The following is a 17,801-nucleotide window of genomic DNA, read 5'->3' on the forward strand; positions in this document are numbered from 1 at the left end:
TCGAGCGTAGCCAATGTCTGAGTTGAACGGTAATGAATTTTCGACGCTCGAGCGTTTAAGGAAAGCGCGGCAGGAGTTGAATTTCGAATCGGGATCCTTTGCCGGACGACTCCCTCTGGAAATGAACGAATATGACTTGGCGCCTGGGCAGGAAAGTCTCTGGTTTGTTCACGAAGCACAGGGGGCAGGGGCGAGTTTCAACATCGGCGCAGCTTTCGCGCTGGATGGACCGCTCGACGTTTCAAGCCTGTTCAGGTCTGTCGACACGATCACTAGGCGCCATGAGCCGCTCCGCACGTGTTTTCCGGCAACACGCGAAGGGCCCAAGCAGCGTGTGATGCCTTGTGGCCCGCCCCTGGTGCAAACTGCGGTCAAACCTCAAGAGCTCGACATGCACCTGCAACGTTGCCTGTCCGAGCCATTTGAAATCGGTGACACCGTCCCTGTGCGTTGGCGGCTATTTCGTCTTGCTGAAAACAAGCATGTTCTTCTGCTTGCCGTGCACCATCTGGTGTCGGATGGCTGGTCGCTTTCGGTCCTGTGCAATGAACTGGCAGACCACTACAACGCTGGTGGAGACGATGGCCGGCCCGATATGCTGTTCAGATATCTTGACTATGCCCATCTGGCGAAAAGCGCCACCGCAAGCAAGGAGATCCGTGATCAGGTCGATGTTCTTGCCGGCCGGCTGAAACATGTGCCTGACAGTGTTTTGGTGCCGGGCCAACAGGTCACGCGGTCCGGTTTCTCAGGAAAAAGTGTTCGCTGTGAAATCGACGAAGGCTGTGCGCACAAGCTGCGCAGCCTTGCCGTAAGTCAGGGCACGACACTCTACACAGTGCTCCTGGCCGCTGTCGGGACGTTGCTGATGCGCTGCGGCGGCGCCAGTGAAATGACCGTGGGGTCACCGGTTGCCGACCGCAATTGGCCGGGCGTCCAGAAGCTTATCGGGTGTTTCTTGAACACGCTCGCTTTGCCTTTGAACCTATCGGGGGTGCAAAGTTTCCGGGACACGGTCGATGCCGCGAAGGAGGCGACGGGGCTGGCGCTCGCCTGTGCGGGCGCTCCCTATGACGCTGTCCTGGCGAAGGTGCGGCCGGGCAGAGCGGTTACGGACCCAGGTCTCTTCCGGACCATGCTGATTTTCCAAAATACACCGCCGGCTCCCATGAAGCTGGACGGGCTGAGCGTCAACCGGATTGACCTGGAAAGCCCTGGAGCGAAAACGGATCTTAGAGTCGGACTCGAAAAGCCTTCAACGATAACCGTACCTTGCAAGTCGCCTTGTGATCAGGCGAATGTGGGCGATGATGATCCAAGCCTCTGATGAGGCGATGGACTTTTCGACATCCTTTGCCAATCTGCGGCATCTGCCGAGCCAGGCGAAGGTCCTTTCGACGACCCAGCGGCGCGGTAGGACTTCGAAGCCTTTCGCCTTGTCCGAGCGCTTGATGATCTCAACCGTCCAGCGCCCGATCTTCTTCAGCCGTCGCTTCAGCTTATCGCCCGCATAGCCGCCATCGGCGAAGACGTGCAGCAACCACGGCCACCTGTGGCGGATGGATTTCAGCAGATCGGGAGCGCCATCGCGATCCTGGATATCGGCCCCATGCACCATGAGGCCAACCATCAGGCCGAGCGTATCGACGATGATGTGGCGCTTGCGGCCTTTGGTTTTCTTCCCCGCGTCATAGCCCCGGATACCGCCGCTTTCGGTGGTTTTGACGCTCTGGCTGTCGATGACACCGGCCGTCGGTGAGGCCTCTCTGCCCTCCAGTTCGCGGGCTTCCATAACCAGATGGTGGTTGATGCGTGACCACAGCCCCAACGCCCGCCATTCATAGAAATAGCGCTGGACGGTCGAGCACGGTGGAAAATCCTTCGGCAGCATGCGCCACTGGCAACCGGTCGTAGCGATGTAAAGCAGCGCGTTGACGACCTCACGCAAGTCCGTGGTCCGCGGGCGACCCAGGCGGCGGGGCATGGGCAGAAAAGGCTCAACCAGTGCCCATTCCCGATCTGTCATGTCGCTTGCATAGCGTGCCGTCCGCCGGGCATAGTACCGACGGGTGATTTCGCTCCAGGCCATTCTGAACTCCATCGAATCTCGCAAATCCGAAGGAACCATAACCTGTTGAAATCACCCACCTCTTTTTGAGGCAGCCTCTTAGCTTTGAGGTGAGCGAAAAGGTCAAGGGATTGAGCGTCCTGCTCGAATACTCGACGGAGCTTTATACCGACCACACAGCGCAAGATCTCGTGAAGGTTTTCGCGCAGTTGCTGGAAGCTGCAGCAGATACACCCGATATCCTCGTGACAGATTTGCCGCGCGCTGACGTCAGCCGCCAGGTGCCGCAAGTGCCGGTGCTAACCGGGGCCGGTGCGATCCGCGGCCGGCTTGATGTCCTGGTTTCAGAACAGGCCGGACAAACACCAGACGCTGTCGCATTGCGGCAGGACGATCAGGCGATGACCTACAGGGTTCTGGCGAAACGGGTGCGGGATCTGGCAGGAGCGCTGCATGCAGCAGGTCTGAAACGCGGCGATCACGTCGCCCTGATGCTTCAGCGGTCGGTAAATGATGTGATCGTTCCGCTTGCCGTTTGGCGTTGCGGCGCTGTTTCGGTTCCAATCGCTGCCGACGTTCCGGACCGGCGCCTGGAAACGCTTCTGAAGGCTGTCAAATGCCGGCTTGCCGTCGCGGATCATGGGATTGCCGATCGCCTGACGACATTTGGCGTCGACGTTGTTTCACCGGATGCACGTGGTCCGATTGCTCCCTTGGCGAGCGAAGATGACAAGGACGTTGCCTATGTCATGTTCACGTCTGGGTCGACGGGAGCGCCGAAAGGCGTTGTCGTGCCGCATTCGGCGCTTTGCAATTACGTGTCTTGGGCTTCCGAACACTTTAACGCCGCGCAAGGCGGGGCCCATGTTTCATCGTCGTCCTTCGATCTGTCGCTGACAAACCTGTTCACACCCCTAGTGAAAGGCGGGACAGTCGAAGTCATGCCGCATGGAATCGAGACGCTGGCAAATCGGCTGCAATCTGGTGCGCGGTTTGGCTTCTTGAGCCTGACGACAAGCCATCTGCGCATGCTTTCAGAGTTGCTGGACGGCTCTGGCTCGGGACGTGCTGATACCGTCGTGCTGGGCGCTGAACGTGTAACGCGATCCGACATTCGTTTGGCAGTTCGATACTGCAATGCGTCTTGCGTCGTGAATGAGTATGGCCCGACCGAAACGACCGTCGGCTGCAGCTTCCATGATGCCGACTTGCACGTCGCCGCGGACGATCACGATGTTCCCATCGGAGGTCCGATTTCTGGTGCGGCTATGCAGGTGCTGGACGACCGGCTCCAGCGCGTTTCCAGCGGCGCCATAGGGCGTCTGTATGTAGGTGGTATCGGCCTCGCTCATGGATATCTGGACCAGCCAGGGCTGACGGCGGCCGCGTTCCTTCCCGATCCGACGGGCAACGGGGCACGGATGTACGACACCGGCGACCGCGTATGCCGGTTGGCGTCCGGCGAATTGCAGTTTGTGGATCGTGCGGATCGGCAATTGAAGCTGCGCGGATACCGGGTCGAACCTGCCGAACTCGAAAAGGCGGCATGCGATGCGGAAGGTGTGACCGGCGCGTACGTGGCGCTCAGGTCCAATGCGGATGGCAGCGAAAGATTGTGCCTGTGGGTCAGCGGTTCCGCCGCCGAACCTCAGGTTCGCAGCGCGATAGCACAGCGGTTGCCTGCCTATATGACACCGGACCAGGTCGTCATTTTACCCGTCTTCCCACTAACGCCCAACGGCAAGGTCGATTTTGCCGCCCTTCGGCAAGTTCAAGTAGAGACGGAACTCCCTGAGCCTGTCCCGCAAACGATTGGTGAAAGCCGTGTCGCGGCAATCTGGGAAGCGGTGCTGGGACGAAGACCGGACAGAGCCGACGCGAACTTCTTCGAGGCCGGTGGCACTTCTCTCAGCCTGGTGCGATTGCTGGTTGGACTGAACGAGGAATTTGGAATTGATCTGAGTTTCCGCGACCTCATGCGTGAAGCGCGGTCTCTTCAAGGCCTGGTTGCTCTGGTGGAAAGTGCCGGTTCATTGCAACAAGGCGAGGCGCACGGCATGCCGACCGCAGCCGAGATCGCGGCCATTTGGACATCCCAGACCGGCCTGTCCGGACTTTCAGAAAACGTGGATCCTTTCGATTCAGGTGCATCATCGCTTGACGCCTCCCGCGTTTTTGCGGCCCTGCGCACGCGCGTGCCTGGCTTGAAGTTGCGGGATCTTTTCAACGAACGCACACCCGGCAATCTAGCGCGGCACATTGCCGGTCTTTCCAGAGACGTTTGCCCGGACGGCGGATATCCGGAAAAAAGGGAAGTCGGGGAGGCGCAGCTCACTCCGGCACAGCAGCGGCTGCTTTGGCTCTCTGAACTTTTTCCCGAAGACACAAGTTACCACGTGGTGGCCGCGTTCCTCTTGAAAGGCCCGTTCCAGTCCACGGTGTTCGAGGAGAGTGTGCGTGCGGTTCAATTGCGCCGCGACGTGCTCCGGATAGAGATTGAAATTGGTGAAACACCCATGCAGCGGGTGTCCGCAGGCGCTCCAACGCCGGTGGTCTTCCATGCGGAGAAAATCTCGCCGGAGGATCTGCAGGACCGGATTCAGCGCGCGGCCCGGAGGTCTTTCGCCTTGGAGGCGGTGCCTCTATGGCACCTTGACATTCATCCCGTTGACGAAGATGAGGGCGATACCCATCTCGTCATCCTTTGCATGCACCACATCGTCTCCGACGGCGCAACTGTTCGCATTCTGCTGGAGGAAATGGCGGAGCAGTATGCCGCCCGCCTGGAGCACCGTGCCCCTTTACTTCAGGAAGCTCCATCCTTTCTCGATTATGCCCGGACCAGGCAAATGTCCCCGGCGGAATATGAAGGCGGACGGGCCTACTGGCGGAAGCGACTTGAGGGGCATGCACAGCTCATCGACCTGTCGGACGGACCGGCACGCCCGCAAAAGGCTACGTTTGCGGGAGGTGAACGCCTTATCACGTTAAGTCCGAAGTGCGAGCTGCAGGTGCGCCAGACAGCCCGCCGCACCGGAAGCACCGTCAATTCGGTCCTTCTGGCGGCGCTTGCCGTTCTGGTCGGCAAGCTGAGCGGACAAGCGAAGTTCCTGATCGGAGTGCCGCATGCGGGCAGGCTGGACGCTGCAACGCAGAACCTTGCGGGTCTGCTCGTCAATACGGTCGCCCTCCCGGTCGAAATAGAACCGGCAACCGGCACGGATCTCTTCGTCAAGCAGGTATTCGAGAACCTTCTGGAGGCCTCGGACAAGCAGCATATCCCGTTTGATGCCATCGTTTCGGACATCCTGCTCCATCGGGATGTCGCTGTTCATCCGCTCTTTCAGATTGGCTTCAACGGACTGGGCGCGTTTCCCGAAACACTCGAATTCGGTCCTCTCACAGCATGCCATGTTCCGGTCTCTGACCTGACGTCGAAACTGGACTTGAACCTTTATGTGTCCGAGCCTGGCGGGCGTCTGAACATTGGTCTCGTCTGGAACAAGGCGCTCTTTTCCGACGATCGAATTGACGCTCTTGTGACCCAGTATGTCACGGTTCTCGATGCTCTCTGCGCAAATCAGGGAAGTGTTGCTTCGATCGCGCTTCCCACCGCTCCGGCAATTTCCGGTAGAGCTGCCACCTACGAACCCGGACTGCTCGACCTGATCAATCAGACCTGTGCTGCCCGCCCACACGCACCGGCTATTGACCACGACGACAAGAAGCTGAGCTATGGCGACCTTTCTGGCCGGGCATCGGCGTTGTCCGAGGCGCTTTCCCGAAGCGGTGTCGGATCCGGGGATAGGGTACTGCTTTTGGCGGAAAAGCACTGGCGGCTTCCCGTCGCGATGCTGGCTTGCCTGCGCCTTGGGGCAACCTATTGCGTGGTCGATGCCGCAGCCCCTGCTGCCTGGCTGTCCCGTCAGGCTGGTGTCTGTGCTCCAGATGCAGTCGTTCTTGCGGGCGGGGGTACTTCACATGCTGCCTTGGCAGCACTTAGCGATTTGCAGATGCGCTGCGGGATCTTCGACGACAGCCAGGAAGGCCTTTCCGAAGGGGCCTGCACCGTTGTAGCGACCTGTTCTCCGCTCCCGCGCAACGATCTCCCGGTCAGTGTCACTTTCACATCGGGCTCAAGCGGCCTGCCGCGCGGCGTCGTCATGCAACGCTCCGCCCTCGACGTCTTTGCCCATTGGTATATCGAAGAATTCGCACTGTCGGCGACGGACAGATCGGCGGTTTTATCCGCGTTGGGTCATGATCCACTGGTGCGGGATATCCTGCTTCCCCTGGCTGCGGGAGCATCGGTGCACTTTCCCTCGGCTCGACTTGGCAACATCGAGTGGCTGGCTCGCGCGGGCGTGACGCTGGCAAATGTCACACCCAGCCGCTGGCACGCCCTGGCGGAAGAGGCCGGCACGCAGGTCGAAAGTCTTCGTCTCCTGGTATTCGGCGGCGAACCTGCAAGCCCCGAAGCTGTCAAATCCGCTTATCGCAGCGCACCGAACATTCGGCTGTGCAATGCCTATGGGACAACGGAAACAGCTCAGATCGCGGCATTTGGAGACGCGGCCGACCAGGTGTTACCGATCGACGCTGCCGCCCCGGGTACAAAACTCAAGGTGCGTGGAATTCATGGTTCCCCGGCTGGTGTTGGAGAAGTCGGAGAGCTGACCGTGGAGGGTGCCAGCCTCGCCATGGGCTACACAGGCGATGCCGCGCAGACCGCGCTGCGTTTCGCGCCCGCCGAAAACGGGACGCGCGTGTTTGGCACCGGGGATCTTGCAAAAATCGAGGCGAACGGCCAGATCACCCTGCTCGGCCGGGCGGATGACGAGCTCAACCTGTTCGGTCAACGGGTTCACCCGGCCTCGATCGCGGCCATGCTCAAGGAGCTCGCCGAGGTCAAGGAGGTCTTTGTCGGCTCTGGACGCGCGAGCGACGGGCACCCTGTCCTCGCCGCCTGGATCGTGCCGGGCCGTCCTGACCTCTCGCTGGTCGATCTCAAGGGCGCGATGACAGGCGTGTTGCCTCTCCACCTGTGCCCTCAGCAGATCACTCTGGTCGACGAGCTTCCGAAGCTGCCGAACGGTAAGATCGACCGACAGAAGATCCTCCAGCGCGGGGCCGCCAATGTGTCCCGCAACGCTCCGAAGCGGAAGCTGACAGGGACCCAAGCTTTCGTTTCGGACCTCATGGAAAGCTGCCTTGGCCACCCGGTTGCTTCTGCGGACGACGACTTTTTCGCGCTTGGCGGACATTCGCTGATGGCAATGCGCCTCGTTGCCGGGCTCGAGCAGCATTTCGGGGTCAAGATACCGCTGCTGGCGTTGTTTCAGGACGCCAGCGTTCGAGGCATCGCGGCCCTGATCGCCCAGCCGGAATCACCCGAGGCAACCAAGGACAATGCCGATGCTGCCGATGCAACGGCACCGTTTCCGTTAACGGAGCTGCAGCAGGCGTATTGGGTCGGGCGCAGCGACGAGCTGAGCCTTTCGACCGGTGCGATCTCCTATGTAGAAATCGCCTGCGACCGTCTCGATCTCGACCGCTTTCGAAAGGCCTGGGCCAAGCTTATCGACAGGCACGACATGTTGCGTGCCGTCATCCTGGAGGATGGCACGCAAAAGATACTTGATCGGGTCAGCGATCTGCCCATCGAGGTGCTGGATGTTGCCGGCATGCCGGCAGCGGAAGCGAACGCGCGCATGCGCCATCTGCGCGAGGAGCTCGAACGCGGCGCCGGGGACCTGTCCCGATGGCCGCTCTTTTCCGTCGCGGTCACCAGAGACGGTGCGCGGGATACCATTCACTTCGGATGCGAGCTGATCATCGCCGACGCGCACAGCTTTCAAGTCATCGCTAGGGATCTTGTCTGTCTCTATCGGCAAGAGGACGACCTTCTCCCGCGAATCCGAACCTCGTTCAGAGAGTTCGTGCTGGAAAAACGAAGGCAGTCTTCCGGTCCGCACGGAAAAAGCGTCCGCGAATACTGGGCAGGACGGCTTGATGCGATGCCGGGTCCGATCGCGCTGCCCTATGCGGCGGAAACCGATCGTGCGGAAGCCGGCCATGAGCGGATCACGATCGCGCTGAACGCACGGGCGTGGAAGGCGCTCCGCAAAGCCGCAGCATCGCGCCGCCTGACACCGTCAGGGCTCTTGCTGGCCGTCTACTCGGAAGCGCTCGCCCAGCATGCGCAAGACCAACATTTCCTGCTTTCGCTCACGCTGTTCAACCGACCCCAATCGGTGGATGGCATCGGCGAGATCGTCGGCGACTTCACCTCGGTCAACGTCTTCGAAGTCGATGCGCGATTGGATGAAACCTTCCAGTCGTTTGCCGTTCGCGTTCAGCAACAGCTCTGGTCTGACCTGGATCATGCAGACTACAGCGGCGTCGCCGTTCAAAGAGACCTCGCGCGCGCACGCGGTACTCTGGAGGCGATTCCGGTCGTATTCACGAGCATTCTTTCCAATCTGGAACAAGACGCGGACGCGGATCTCGGTAACGTCCAATACCGTTCGGGTCGGACGCCGCAAGTCGCCCTTGACTGTATCGTCTATGAACAGGATGGCGGTCTCAACGTAGACTGGAACGTTGTCCGTGGTTTGTTTTACCCCGGTTTCATCGAGGGCGTTCAGGAGGTTTTCCGGGACCGTCTTGTGTCGCTGTGCGATGGCTCCGGCTGGGAGGGAGCCTTGCTCGAGACGCTGCCGGCGTCTCAGGCCGCGCGCCGGGATACGGTCAACGAGACGGGCTGTTCGATCCGGCCGCAGCGCCTTGAAGCCGGCTTTTTCGCCCATGCTGCGGCAGAACCCGGCCGCACGGCCGTCGCCGACGGCTCCGGTAGCCTGAGTTACGGCGAGCTGGCAGCGGCTGCCGGCGCGGTTGCGGCCGCGCTCGGCCCGTGTGAAGGCCGGATCGTCGGCGTCCAGATGGAAAAGGACCGCTGGCAGCTTGCCGCCGTTCTGGGCATCCTGGCAGCAGGCGGCACCTATTTGCCGCTCGCCCCCGACCTGCCGAAGCCCCGGCTTGAAGAGATTGTCGCGCAGTCCAGCCTGGATTGCGTCCTGACCCAAAGCCGGCTTGTCGGCGATCTGGCTCTTCCGGAGCATGTCGTCCGGCTTTGTGCCGACACTCTTGCCCCCGCCGCGCCTCCCGCGTGTTTGCCCACCGATACGTCTGCACTTGCCTATGTGATCATGACGTCCGGATCCACGGGGGTTCCAAAGGGCGTATGCATGAACCATGCGGCCGTCTGGAACACGATTGCGGACATCAACAGCCGCTTCGCCATCGGGGCGCAGGACCGCGTCCTGTCGGTGTCCGCGCTGACCTTCGACCTGTCAGTCTGGGACGTGTTCGGGCTCCTGTCGGCCGGGGGCTGTGTTGTCTTCCCGGCCATCTCGGAACGCCCTGATCCCGAGGACTGGCTGCAACGGATGGAGCAGCACCGGGTGACGGTCTGGAACGCGGTCCCGGCCCTGATGGAGATCTTGCTGTCGGAAGCGGCCGCTGGGGCGGGCGGGGGCCTGTCGGGCCTGCGCCTTGCGCTGGCCAGTGGCGACGTGGTTCCCGGCGACCTGGGCAGCCGCCTTTGCGGCTTTGCTCCGCAGGCGGAGCTGTGGGCGCTCGGCGGTGCGACGGAAGCGGCGATCTGGTCGAACGTGAAGGCGGCGGGCCGGACCGCGTCGTCCGGTGCGGTTGCCTACGGGCGTCCGCTGTCGAACCAGCGGTTCCACGTCCTGGACGATGCGATGCGTGCCCGTCCGGACCATGTTCCGGGCGAGATGTGGATCGGCGGCGCGGGCCTTGCGGACGGCTACCTTGGAGACGAACAGCGCACGGCGGAACGCTTCGTGGTCCATCCCCGCACGGGCGAGCGGCTGTACCGGACGGGCGATCTCGGCCGGTACCTTGGCAATGGCGATCTGGAGTTTCTGGGGCGCCGCGACTTCCAGGTGAAGGTCCAGGGGCACCGGATCGAGCTGGGTGAGATCGAGACGGCATTGAGCGCCCACGCCGATGTGGCGCGTGCGGTTGCCTGGGCTCCGGGCGCGGCGGGCGCGCGCCGCCTGCTGGCCTATGTGGTGGCTGAGCGAGGCGCCGCGCTGCGCGAGGAGGACCTGGTTGAGCATCTGAGACGGCAGCTTCCGGGCTACATGGTGCCATCAAGGGTGCTGCTGCTGGAGCGCCTGCCGCTGACCGCGAACGGCAAGGTCGACCGGGCGGCGCTTCCTGAGCCGGACATGCCCGCGCATGAGGCCGGCGCATCGGAGGCGAACAGGGCGGAGGCGACCGTGTCGCCGCTGGCGCGGAGCATCGCGCAGGTCTGGTCGGAGATCCTCGGGCGGCCGCTGGCCGCGGAGGAGAACTGGTTTGCGGCCGGCGGCGATTCCGTTGCCGCGGCCCGTGTGGCGACCCGGCTGCGGGCGCAGGGCACCAACACCAGTATCCGCGCCCTGTTCGAACATCCATCCGCCATCGAGCTTGCAAGGGCCCTGCGCCCCGCGTCCGCAGAAAACGGCAGCGCCCGGGAGACACCGGACCAGGATCTGCCGGCAGACCTCCAGCGCGCCGCCCTCATCCCGGTGCTCCGCGACGAAACGGAAAAATCCGGCTTCGCAAGCCGGCGGATTTCGCTGCGCCCGCGGGGTGGGATCTTTCCCCTCGCGCCGGCACAAGCCGCGATCTTCAACGCAGAGGCGATCGCCGACGATACCCGGCTCTATGTGATTTCAGTCGCGGTTCTGCTGAAGGGCCCGTTGCAAGCCGCACCGTTCAAACAGGCCCTGACCGAGCTTTGCGAGCGCCATGAAGCCCTTCGGACTGTCTTTGTGAAATCGGCAGGTCAAATTGTTCAGCAGGTAAATGCCGCGTGCGATCCGGACATCGTTTTCGATGATCTGCAGGCTCTTCCGGAAACCGAGAGGCAGGATCGTCTGGCGGCGATCAAGATCTCGGAGCAAAGCCGGGAGTTCGATGTCGCGGAAGCGCCGCCGCTGCGCTTCAGGATCGTGGGTCTGAACGCGGAAGAGCACTGGCTCTGCGTTACGGCCCACCATGCGATCATCGATGCATGGTCGCTGGAGATCATGCTGTCGGACCTGAACGAATTGTACCTTGCGGCGCAAGAAGACCGCGCATGCAGGCTCGCACCTGCGTCCCGGCAATTCGGGGACTACGCGGCACATCTGCAGAGCACGCCTGCCGGTGCGGCGCTGGACTCATGCGAAACATACTGGCGCACGACTTTGGCCGACTGTCCGGCGGGCACGGCGCTTCCGTTCGATCGCCTGCCCGGTCCGGTCGAGCACCGGACTGCTGCCTTGCAGTCATGCAGCGTTTCCGGCGACCTTCTGCGCCGGCTTTCAAGCCTCTCGGGCGAGCGGCACAGCAGCCTATCGATTTCTCTGCTGGCGCTTTGGTGTCATCTGCTGTGCCGGTATGGCAACACCGATGATGTCGTCGTTGGGCTTCCGGTGCACGGGCGCGACCATCCCGATGTCGAAGGCCTGGTCGGCTGCTTTGTGAATATGGTCGCAATTCGCGCCGACCTGTCAGGGGCACGCACCTTCGAAGACCTGTCTGAACGGGTGAAAACGCGCGTGATCGGAGCGCTGGAGCATGCGCTCATGCCCTTCGATCAGGTTGCGACGGCCTGTGATCTGCCGCGTGAGCGAAACCGGGCGCCCGGGTTCCAGACCTCCTTTGTTATGCACAACACGCCTGCAACCAGTCGCGGCATCGGCGACCTGCAGCTTCTGGCCCAGCCCCTGGAAACGGGAAGCGCGCGCACCGAGTTGGCACTGGTCGTGGTCCCTGACGGCGAAGGCGGTGCCGAGCTCAGTTTCAAATACGATACGGCGCTGTTCGATAGGGCCACGGTCGAACATATCGCCGCATCGTTTGACGAACTGATCCGGCAGGTCGCGACGCAACCTGAGTGCCGTCTGGCGGATCTCGTCCTGGCCGGCACGCGGCCCAAGACCCTCGTCGAAGCGGCCGCCCTCACGGTTCCGGAGATGGTTCAGTCTGTTTGCCGGAACCAGCCTGACGCGCTCGCCGTGAAATGCGGCGCTGAAGAGTTGTCCTACGGAGAGTTGGAGACAAGAGCCGCGTCGCTGGCCGCGGCCCTGCTGGATCTCGGCTGTCAGCGCGAAACGGTCGTCGGGGTCTGCCTGCAAGATCAGCTTCTGATCGCGGTTGTTCACTACGCGGTCTGGAAGGCCGGCGCGGCCTGGATGCCCCTGGACCCTACGCTTCCTGAAGAACGGCTGCAGCAGCTTCTCTCGGATTCGCGCGCCGCCGTTCTTGTTTCGGATTTGCCGGATCCGCCTTACGTCAGCGGATTGCAGATCCTGCATCCGGTGCACGAGCTACGAGAGAACCTGCAGCAGAACCTCCGCCCGTCTGCGCCCAAAGATCTAGCCTACGTGATGTACACGTCCGGCTCCACGGGGCAGCCGAAGGGTGTCGAGATCGAACACCTGAGCCTTGCGACCTATGTCACCGGCCTGTCCGGCAGATTTCCGGAGCTGATATCCCGCAAGGTTGGACTGGTTCAATCTTCCGCCGTCGATTCCAGTCTGACAACCATCTGGGGGGCGCTGGCAACAGGGCGGGAACTGCATATTCTCGATCGCGATTGCGTGCTGGACGCGGATAGTTTCGCGACCTTCATGTCCGGAAACGAGATCGACTTCCTCAAGATTGCCCCCACGCATTTGCGGGCCTTGCTCTCCAATGCGGTCGAACCGCGCCGGATCCTGCCTTCGCATGTGCTGATGCTGGGGGGAGAAGCTAGTTCCCAGGACGATATCGCCCAGTATCGCCGGATCAATCCCGATCTCAGGATCATAAACCACTATGGTCCGACCGAGGGAACCATCGGTGCTCTTGCAACCTGGTTGGAGCCCGATCGGGATCTTGGACACGAGCTGCTCCCCGGCGTGCCTCTTGGTACCGCGCTTCCCCATGCGCGGGTGGATCTGATCGATCGACATGGGCACCCGGTTCCACACGGCGCCATCGGAGAGATCGCGATTGGCGGTGTCGCCGCGGCTCGCGGATACCTGAGACAGCCCTCGCTCACGGCCGAACGCTTTGTGCCCGATCCACATATATCAGGCGGGCGATTGTACCTGACGGGCGATCTGGGCCGGAGGCAATCGGCTGGCAAGGTGCTTTTCCTCGGGCGCCGCGACCACCAGGTCAAGATCAGAGGGTACCGGGTGGAACCGGCGGAAATCGCCGGCGCGCTCGTTCAGCTGGACGGTGTCTCGCAAGCCTATGTGAAAGCGTTCGAAGAGCCCGATTCAACCTGGCTGGCCGCTTTCGTCTGCGCGCCGGAAAGCGATTTCGACGAAGGGTTGCTGCTCAAGGATCTGGCGAAAAAGCTGCCCCGGCACATGCTGCCCGCGCGCATCGTGTGGGTCGATGCCTTGCCGACGACCAATCACGGCAAGATCGACGCCAAGATGCTTGCCCGGCCTGAGCGCGGCGCCCATGTGTCATCGGAATTCGTGCCGCCGAGCGACTTGACCGAAAGGACGGTGGCCGGTTGCTTTGAACGCACGCTTGGTGTCGCGCGGGCCGGGCTCACAGACGACTTCTTTGCTCTTGGCGGACATTCGATCCTCGCGGTCCAGCTGCTTGCGAACTTGCGCGCGCTGTTTGCGGCTCCGCTCAGAATGCTGGACCTCCTGCGCAATCCGACCGTTGCCGGGATTGCCTCGGTCCTGCGGAGCCGGCAGTCCGACGGTGTGTCCCGGGATCTTGGGGCCGTCGCAGAGCACAATGCCGCCGAGCGATTTCTGCCGTTTCCGATGACGGAGATACAGCAGGCCTACTGGCTCGGCCGCACGGGCGAGTTCGAACTCGGCAACACCGCGGCCCATTCCTATTGGGAATTCAAGGCGGACGGACTGGAGATCGAGCGTTTCGGAGACGCCCTGCGGCGGGTCATCGAAAGACACGACATGCTCAGGGCGATTGTCCTGCCTGCCGGTGAACTGCAGGTTCTCGAAGACGTCAGTGCATATGAGATCGAGGTCACGGATGCGCGCGATGGCGGTGAGGAGGCGTTTGCCGAAGCGTGCGACGCGGTCCGCGAGGACATTAGCACGAAGGTCTTCGACCTTTCCAGATGGCCGCTGTTCGAGGTCCGGGCGGTGATTGGTGACGAGGGCAGACTGCGTCTGCATATCGGCGTCGACATTATCATCGGCGATGCCTGGAGCTTTATTCTCCTCGGTGACGAACTTGCACGTTTTTACCGCGATCCCGGTGAACCGGCAGCGCCGCTGGACTTCGGTTTTCGTGACTACGTCATGAAAATCCAGGATCTGCGGGCCGAAGAGGAGTATGCCGCGGCGCGCGACTACTGGTCGGAAAGACTGGACCGGCTGCCCGGGCCACCGGAACTGCCGTTCGTAAAAGACCCGTCTTGTATCGAGTTTCCGGAATTCGACCGCACGCGGATCACAATCGACGCCGAGATCTGGGCGAAGCTCAAGAAGCGTGCAGCGTCCAACGGCATCACGCCTTCGACACTTGTCTTGACGGTCTATGCCGAAAGCCTTGCCGCACATGCGGCCAGCGGACATTTCGTGTTGAACCTGACGCTGTTCAACCGCCTGCCGCTGCATCACGCTGTTAACCGGCTAATCGGTGACTTCACTTCCGTCACGCTGCTGGAGATCAACACCGGCGGAACCGAAAGCTTCCGCGACTTGGCGCGCGCGGTTCAGGAACAATTGTGGCTGGACCTGGATCACCGCACGTTCAGCGGTGTCGACGTCATGCGCGCAAAGACTAGTGCGCAGGACGGGAAGCGCTACCAGGCGCCGATGGTCTTCACCAGCGTGTTCGGCTCCGAAGACCTGTTGCCCGAAAGCGAGCGCCAAAGTCTCCCGGTCGAGCTGGTGGAGCGCGAGGGCCAGACCCCGCAGGCCTGGATCGACCATATGGTCGTGGAGGAAAACGGGGCGCTTCAATCGGTCTGGAACGTTGTCCGTGGTTTGTTTTACCCCGGTTTCATCGAGGGCGTTCAGGAGGTTTTCCGGGACCGTCTTGTGTCGCTGTGCGATGGCTCCGGCTGGGAGGGAGCCTTGCTCGAGACGCTGCCGGCGTCTCAGGCCGCGCGCCGGGATACGGTCAACGAGACGGGCTGTTCGATCCGGCCGCAGCGCCTTGAAGCCGGCTTTTTCGCCCATGCTGCGGCAGAACCCGGCCGCACGGCCGTCGCCGACGGCTCCGGTAGCCTGAGTTACGGCGAGCTGGCAGCGGCTGCCGGCGCGGTTGCGGCCGCGCTCGGCCCGTGTGAAGGCCGGATCGTCGGCGTCCAGATGGAAAAGGACCGCTGGCAGCTTGCCGCCGTTCTGGGCATCCTGGCAGCAGGCGGCACCTATTTGCCGCTCGCCCCCGACCTGCCGAAGCCCCGGCTTGAAGAGATTGTCGCGCAGTCCAGCCTGGATTGCGTCCTGACCCAAAGCCGGCTTGTCGGCGATCTGGCTCTTCCGGAGCATGTCGTCCGGCTTTGTGCCGACACTCTTGCCCCCGCCGCGCCTCCCGCGTGTTTGCCCACCGATACGTCTGCACTTGCCTATGTGATCATGACGTCCGGATCCACGGGGGTTCCAAAGGGCGTATGCATGAACCATGCGGCCGTCTGGAACACGATTGCGGACATCAACAGCCGCTTCGCCATCGGGGCGCAGGACCGCGTCCTGTCGGTGTCCGCGCTGACCTTCGACCTGTCAGTCTGGGACGTGTTCGGGCTCCTGTCGGCCGGGGGCTGTGTTGTCTTCCCGGCCATCTCGGAACGCCCTGATCCCGAGGACTGGCTGCAACGGATGGAGCAGCACCGGGTGACGGTCTGGAACGCGGTCCCGGCCCTGATGGAGATCTTGCTGTCGGAAGCGGCCGCTGGGGCGGGCGGGGGCCTGTCGGGCCTGCGCCTTGCGCTGGCCAGTGGCGACGTGGTTCCCGGCGACCTGGGCAGCCGCCTTTGCGGCTTTGCTCCGCAGGCGGAGCTGTGGGCGCTCGGCGGTGCGACGGAAGCGGCGATCTGGTCGAACGTGAAGGCGGCGGGCCGGACCGCGTCGTCCGGTGCGGTTGCCTACGGGCGTCCGCTGTCGAACCAGCGGTTCCACGTCCTGGACGATGCGATGCGTGCCCGTCCGGACCATGTTCCGGGCGAGATGTGGATCGGCGGCGCGGGCCTTGCGGACGGCTACCTTGGAGACGAACAGCGCACGGCGGAACGCTTCGTGGTCCATCCCCGCACGGGCGAGCGGCTGTACCGGACGGGCGATCTCGGCCGGTACCTTGGCAATGGCGATCTGGAGTTTCTGGGGCGCCGCGACTTCCAGGTGAAGGTCCAGGGGCACCGGATCGAGCTGGGTGAGATCGAGACGGCATTGAGCGCCCACGCCGATGTGGCGCGTGCGGTTGCCTGGGCTCCGGGCGCGGCGGGCGCGCGCCGCCTGCTGGCCTATGTGGTGGCTGAGCGAGGCGCCGCGCTGCGCGAGGAGGACCTGGTTGAGCATCTGAGACGGCAGCTTCCGGGCTACATGGTGCCATCAAGGGTGCTGCTGCTGGAGCGCCTGCCGCTGACCGCGAACGGCAAGGTCGACCGGGCGGCGCTTCCTGAGCCGGACATGCCCGCGCATGAGGCCGGCGCATCGGAGGCGAACAGGGCGGAGGCGACCGTGTCGCCGCTGGCGCGGAGCATCGCGCAGGTCTGGTCGGAGATCCTCGGGCGGCCGCTGGCCGCGGAGGAGAACTGGTTTGCGGCTAAGCGGCGATCCCGTTGCCGCGGCCCGTGTGGCGACCCGGCTGCGGGCGCAGGGCACCAACACCAGTATCCGCGCCCTGTTCGAACATCCATCCGCCATCGAGCTTGCAAGGGCCCTGCGCCCCGCGTCCGCAGAAAACGGCAGCGCCCGGGAGACACCGGACCAGGATCTGCCGGCAGACCTCCAGCGCGCCGCCCTCATCCCGGTGCTCCGCGACGAAACGGAAAAATCCGGCTTCGCAAGCCGGCGGATTTCGCTGCGTCGTCCGGCAACCGTGCCGTTGAACCTGGCACGGGACGCATTCTCGGAAGACGACGGGATTGCGCTGAAACGCAGAACCCACCGCCGGTTTTCCGGTTGTCCGATTGGCGGGAATGAGCTGCTCGGAATGCTTTCTCCGCTGCGTCGGCGCCTGTCCGGAAAATTGCGTTATGCGTCAGCCGGCGGCCTTTATCCGGTTCAGGTGTACCTGCAGGTCCGTCCGGCGACCGACGATCTCGCCGCTGTATCGAACATCTCGCCGGGAACCTATTACTTCCAGCCCGAAGAGGCGCTCCTTTACCCGGTCGCACCCTACGGACCGATACCGGCCGCCGCCTTTGGGGACTTCAATGCTCCCGTCGCCGCTGCCTCCTCCGTCTCGCTGTTTCTCGTGAGTGATCTGGAGGCGATCGCACCGCTTTACGGGGTGGATTCCCTGAGGCTTTCGCTGATCGAGACCGGCGCGATGGTCCAGCTTCTGGAGGAAGCCGCGGCGGATCTCGATATCGGCCTGTGCCACGTGGGTTCATTTGATTTCGAATCGTACAGGCAGACCCTCGGCCTCGGCCCAAACCAGGTCCTTATGCACACGCTCCTTGCAGGCAGGGCGGTTCCGACCGCGACGCCGGCCGGCGAAGCTTCGATTGTCGATGAAAGGCTGTAGC

4 protein-coding genes are annotated in these 17,801 nt (G+C 62.9%); 3 read left to right on the forward strand and 1 reads right to left on the reverse strand.

The features are described from left to right. The first annotated feature begins 13 nt into the window (after nt 1-13). The gene (locus OVA12_RS21980; RefSeq protein WP_268140791.1) at nt 14-1,327 is read left to right on the forward strand and encodes a condensation domain-containing protein; all 1,314 of its coding nucleotides are present in this window, start codon (nt 14-16) and stop codon (nt 1,325-1,327) included. On the opposite strand, the gene OVA12_RS21985 is transcribed toward OVA12_RS21980, so the two are convergent. Continuing rightward, nucleotides 1,256-2,089 (reverse strand): IS5 family transposase, encoded by an 834-nt coding sequence (locus OVA12_RS21985; RefSeq protein ID WP_268138618.1) that lies wholly within the window; start codon nt 2,087-2,089, stop codon nt 1,256-1,258. The genes OVA12_RS21980 and OVA12_RS21985 overlap by 72 nt on opposite strands. Nucleotides 2,090-2,199: 110 nt before the next feature. On the opposite strand from OVA12_RS21985, the gene OVA12_RS21990 reads away from it, so the two are divergent. Continuing rightward, the gene (locus tag OVA12_RS21990) at nt 2,200-17,253 is read left to right on the forward strand and encodes a non-ribosomal peptide synthetase (RefSeq protein WP_268140794.1); all 15,054 of its coding nucleotides are present in this window, start codon (nt 2,200-2,202) and stop codon (nt 17,251-17,253) included. Continuing rightward, nucleotides 17,150-17,800: a SagB/ThcOx family dehydrogenase gene (locus OVA12_RS21995; RefSeq protein WP_268140796.1), complete on the forward strand. Its 651-nt coding sequence runs from the start codon at nt 17,150-17,152 to the stop codon at nt 17,798-17,800. The genes OVA12_RS21990 and OVA12_RS21995 overlap by 104 nt, the downstream gene beginning before the upstream one ends. Nucleotide 17,801: the final 1 nt, after the last annotated feature.

The organism is Pannonibacter sp. SL95, assembly GCF_026672425.1.
In the GTDB taxonomy this organism is placed as follows: Bacteria; Pseudomonadota; Alphaproteobacteria; order Rhizobiales; family Stappiaceae; genus Pannonibacter.

Excerpts from the sequence above, each read along its gene's own strand:
- OVA12_RS21980 (WP_268140791.1), top strand. The coding sequence starts at position 14 with ATGTCTGAGTTGAACGGTAATGAATTTTCGACGCTCGAGCGTTTAAGG.
- OVA12_RS21985 (WP_268138618.1), bottom strand. The coding sequence starts at position 2,089 with ATGGCCTGGAGCGAAATCACCCGTCGGTACTATGCCCGGCGGACGGCA.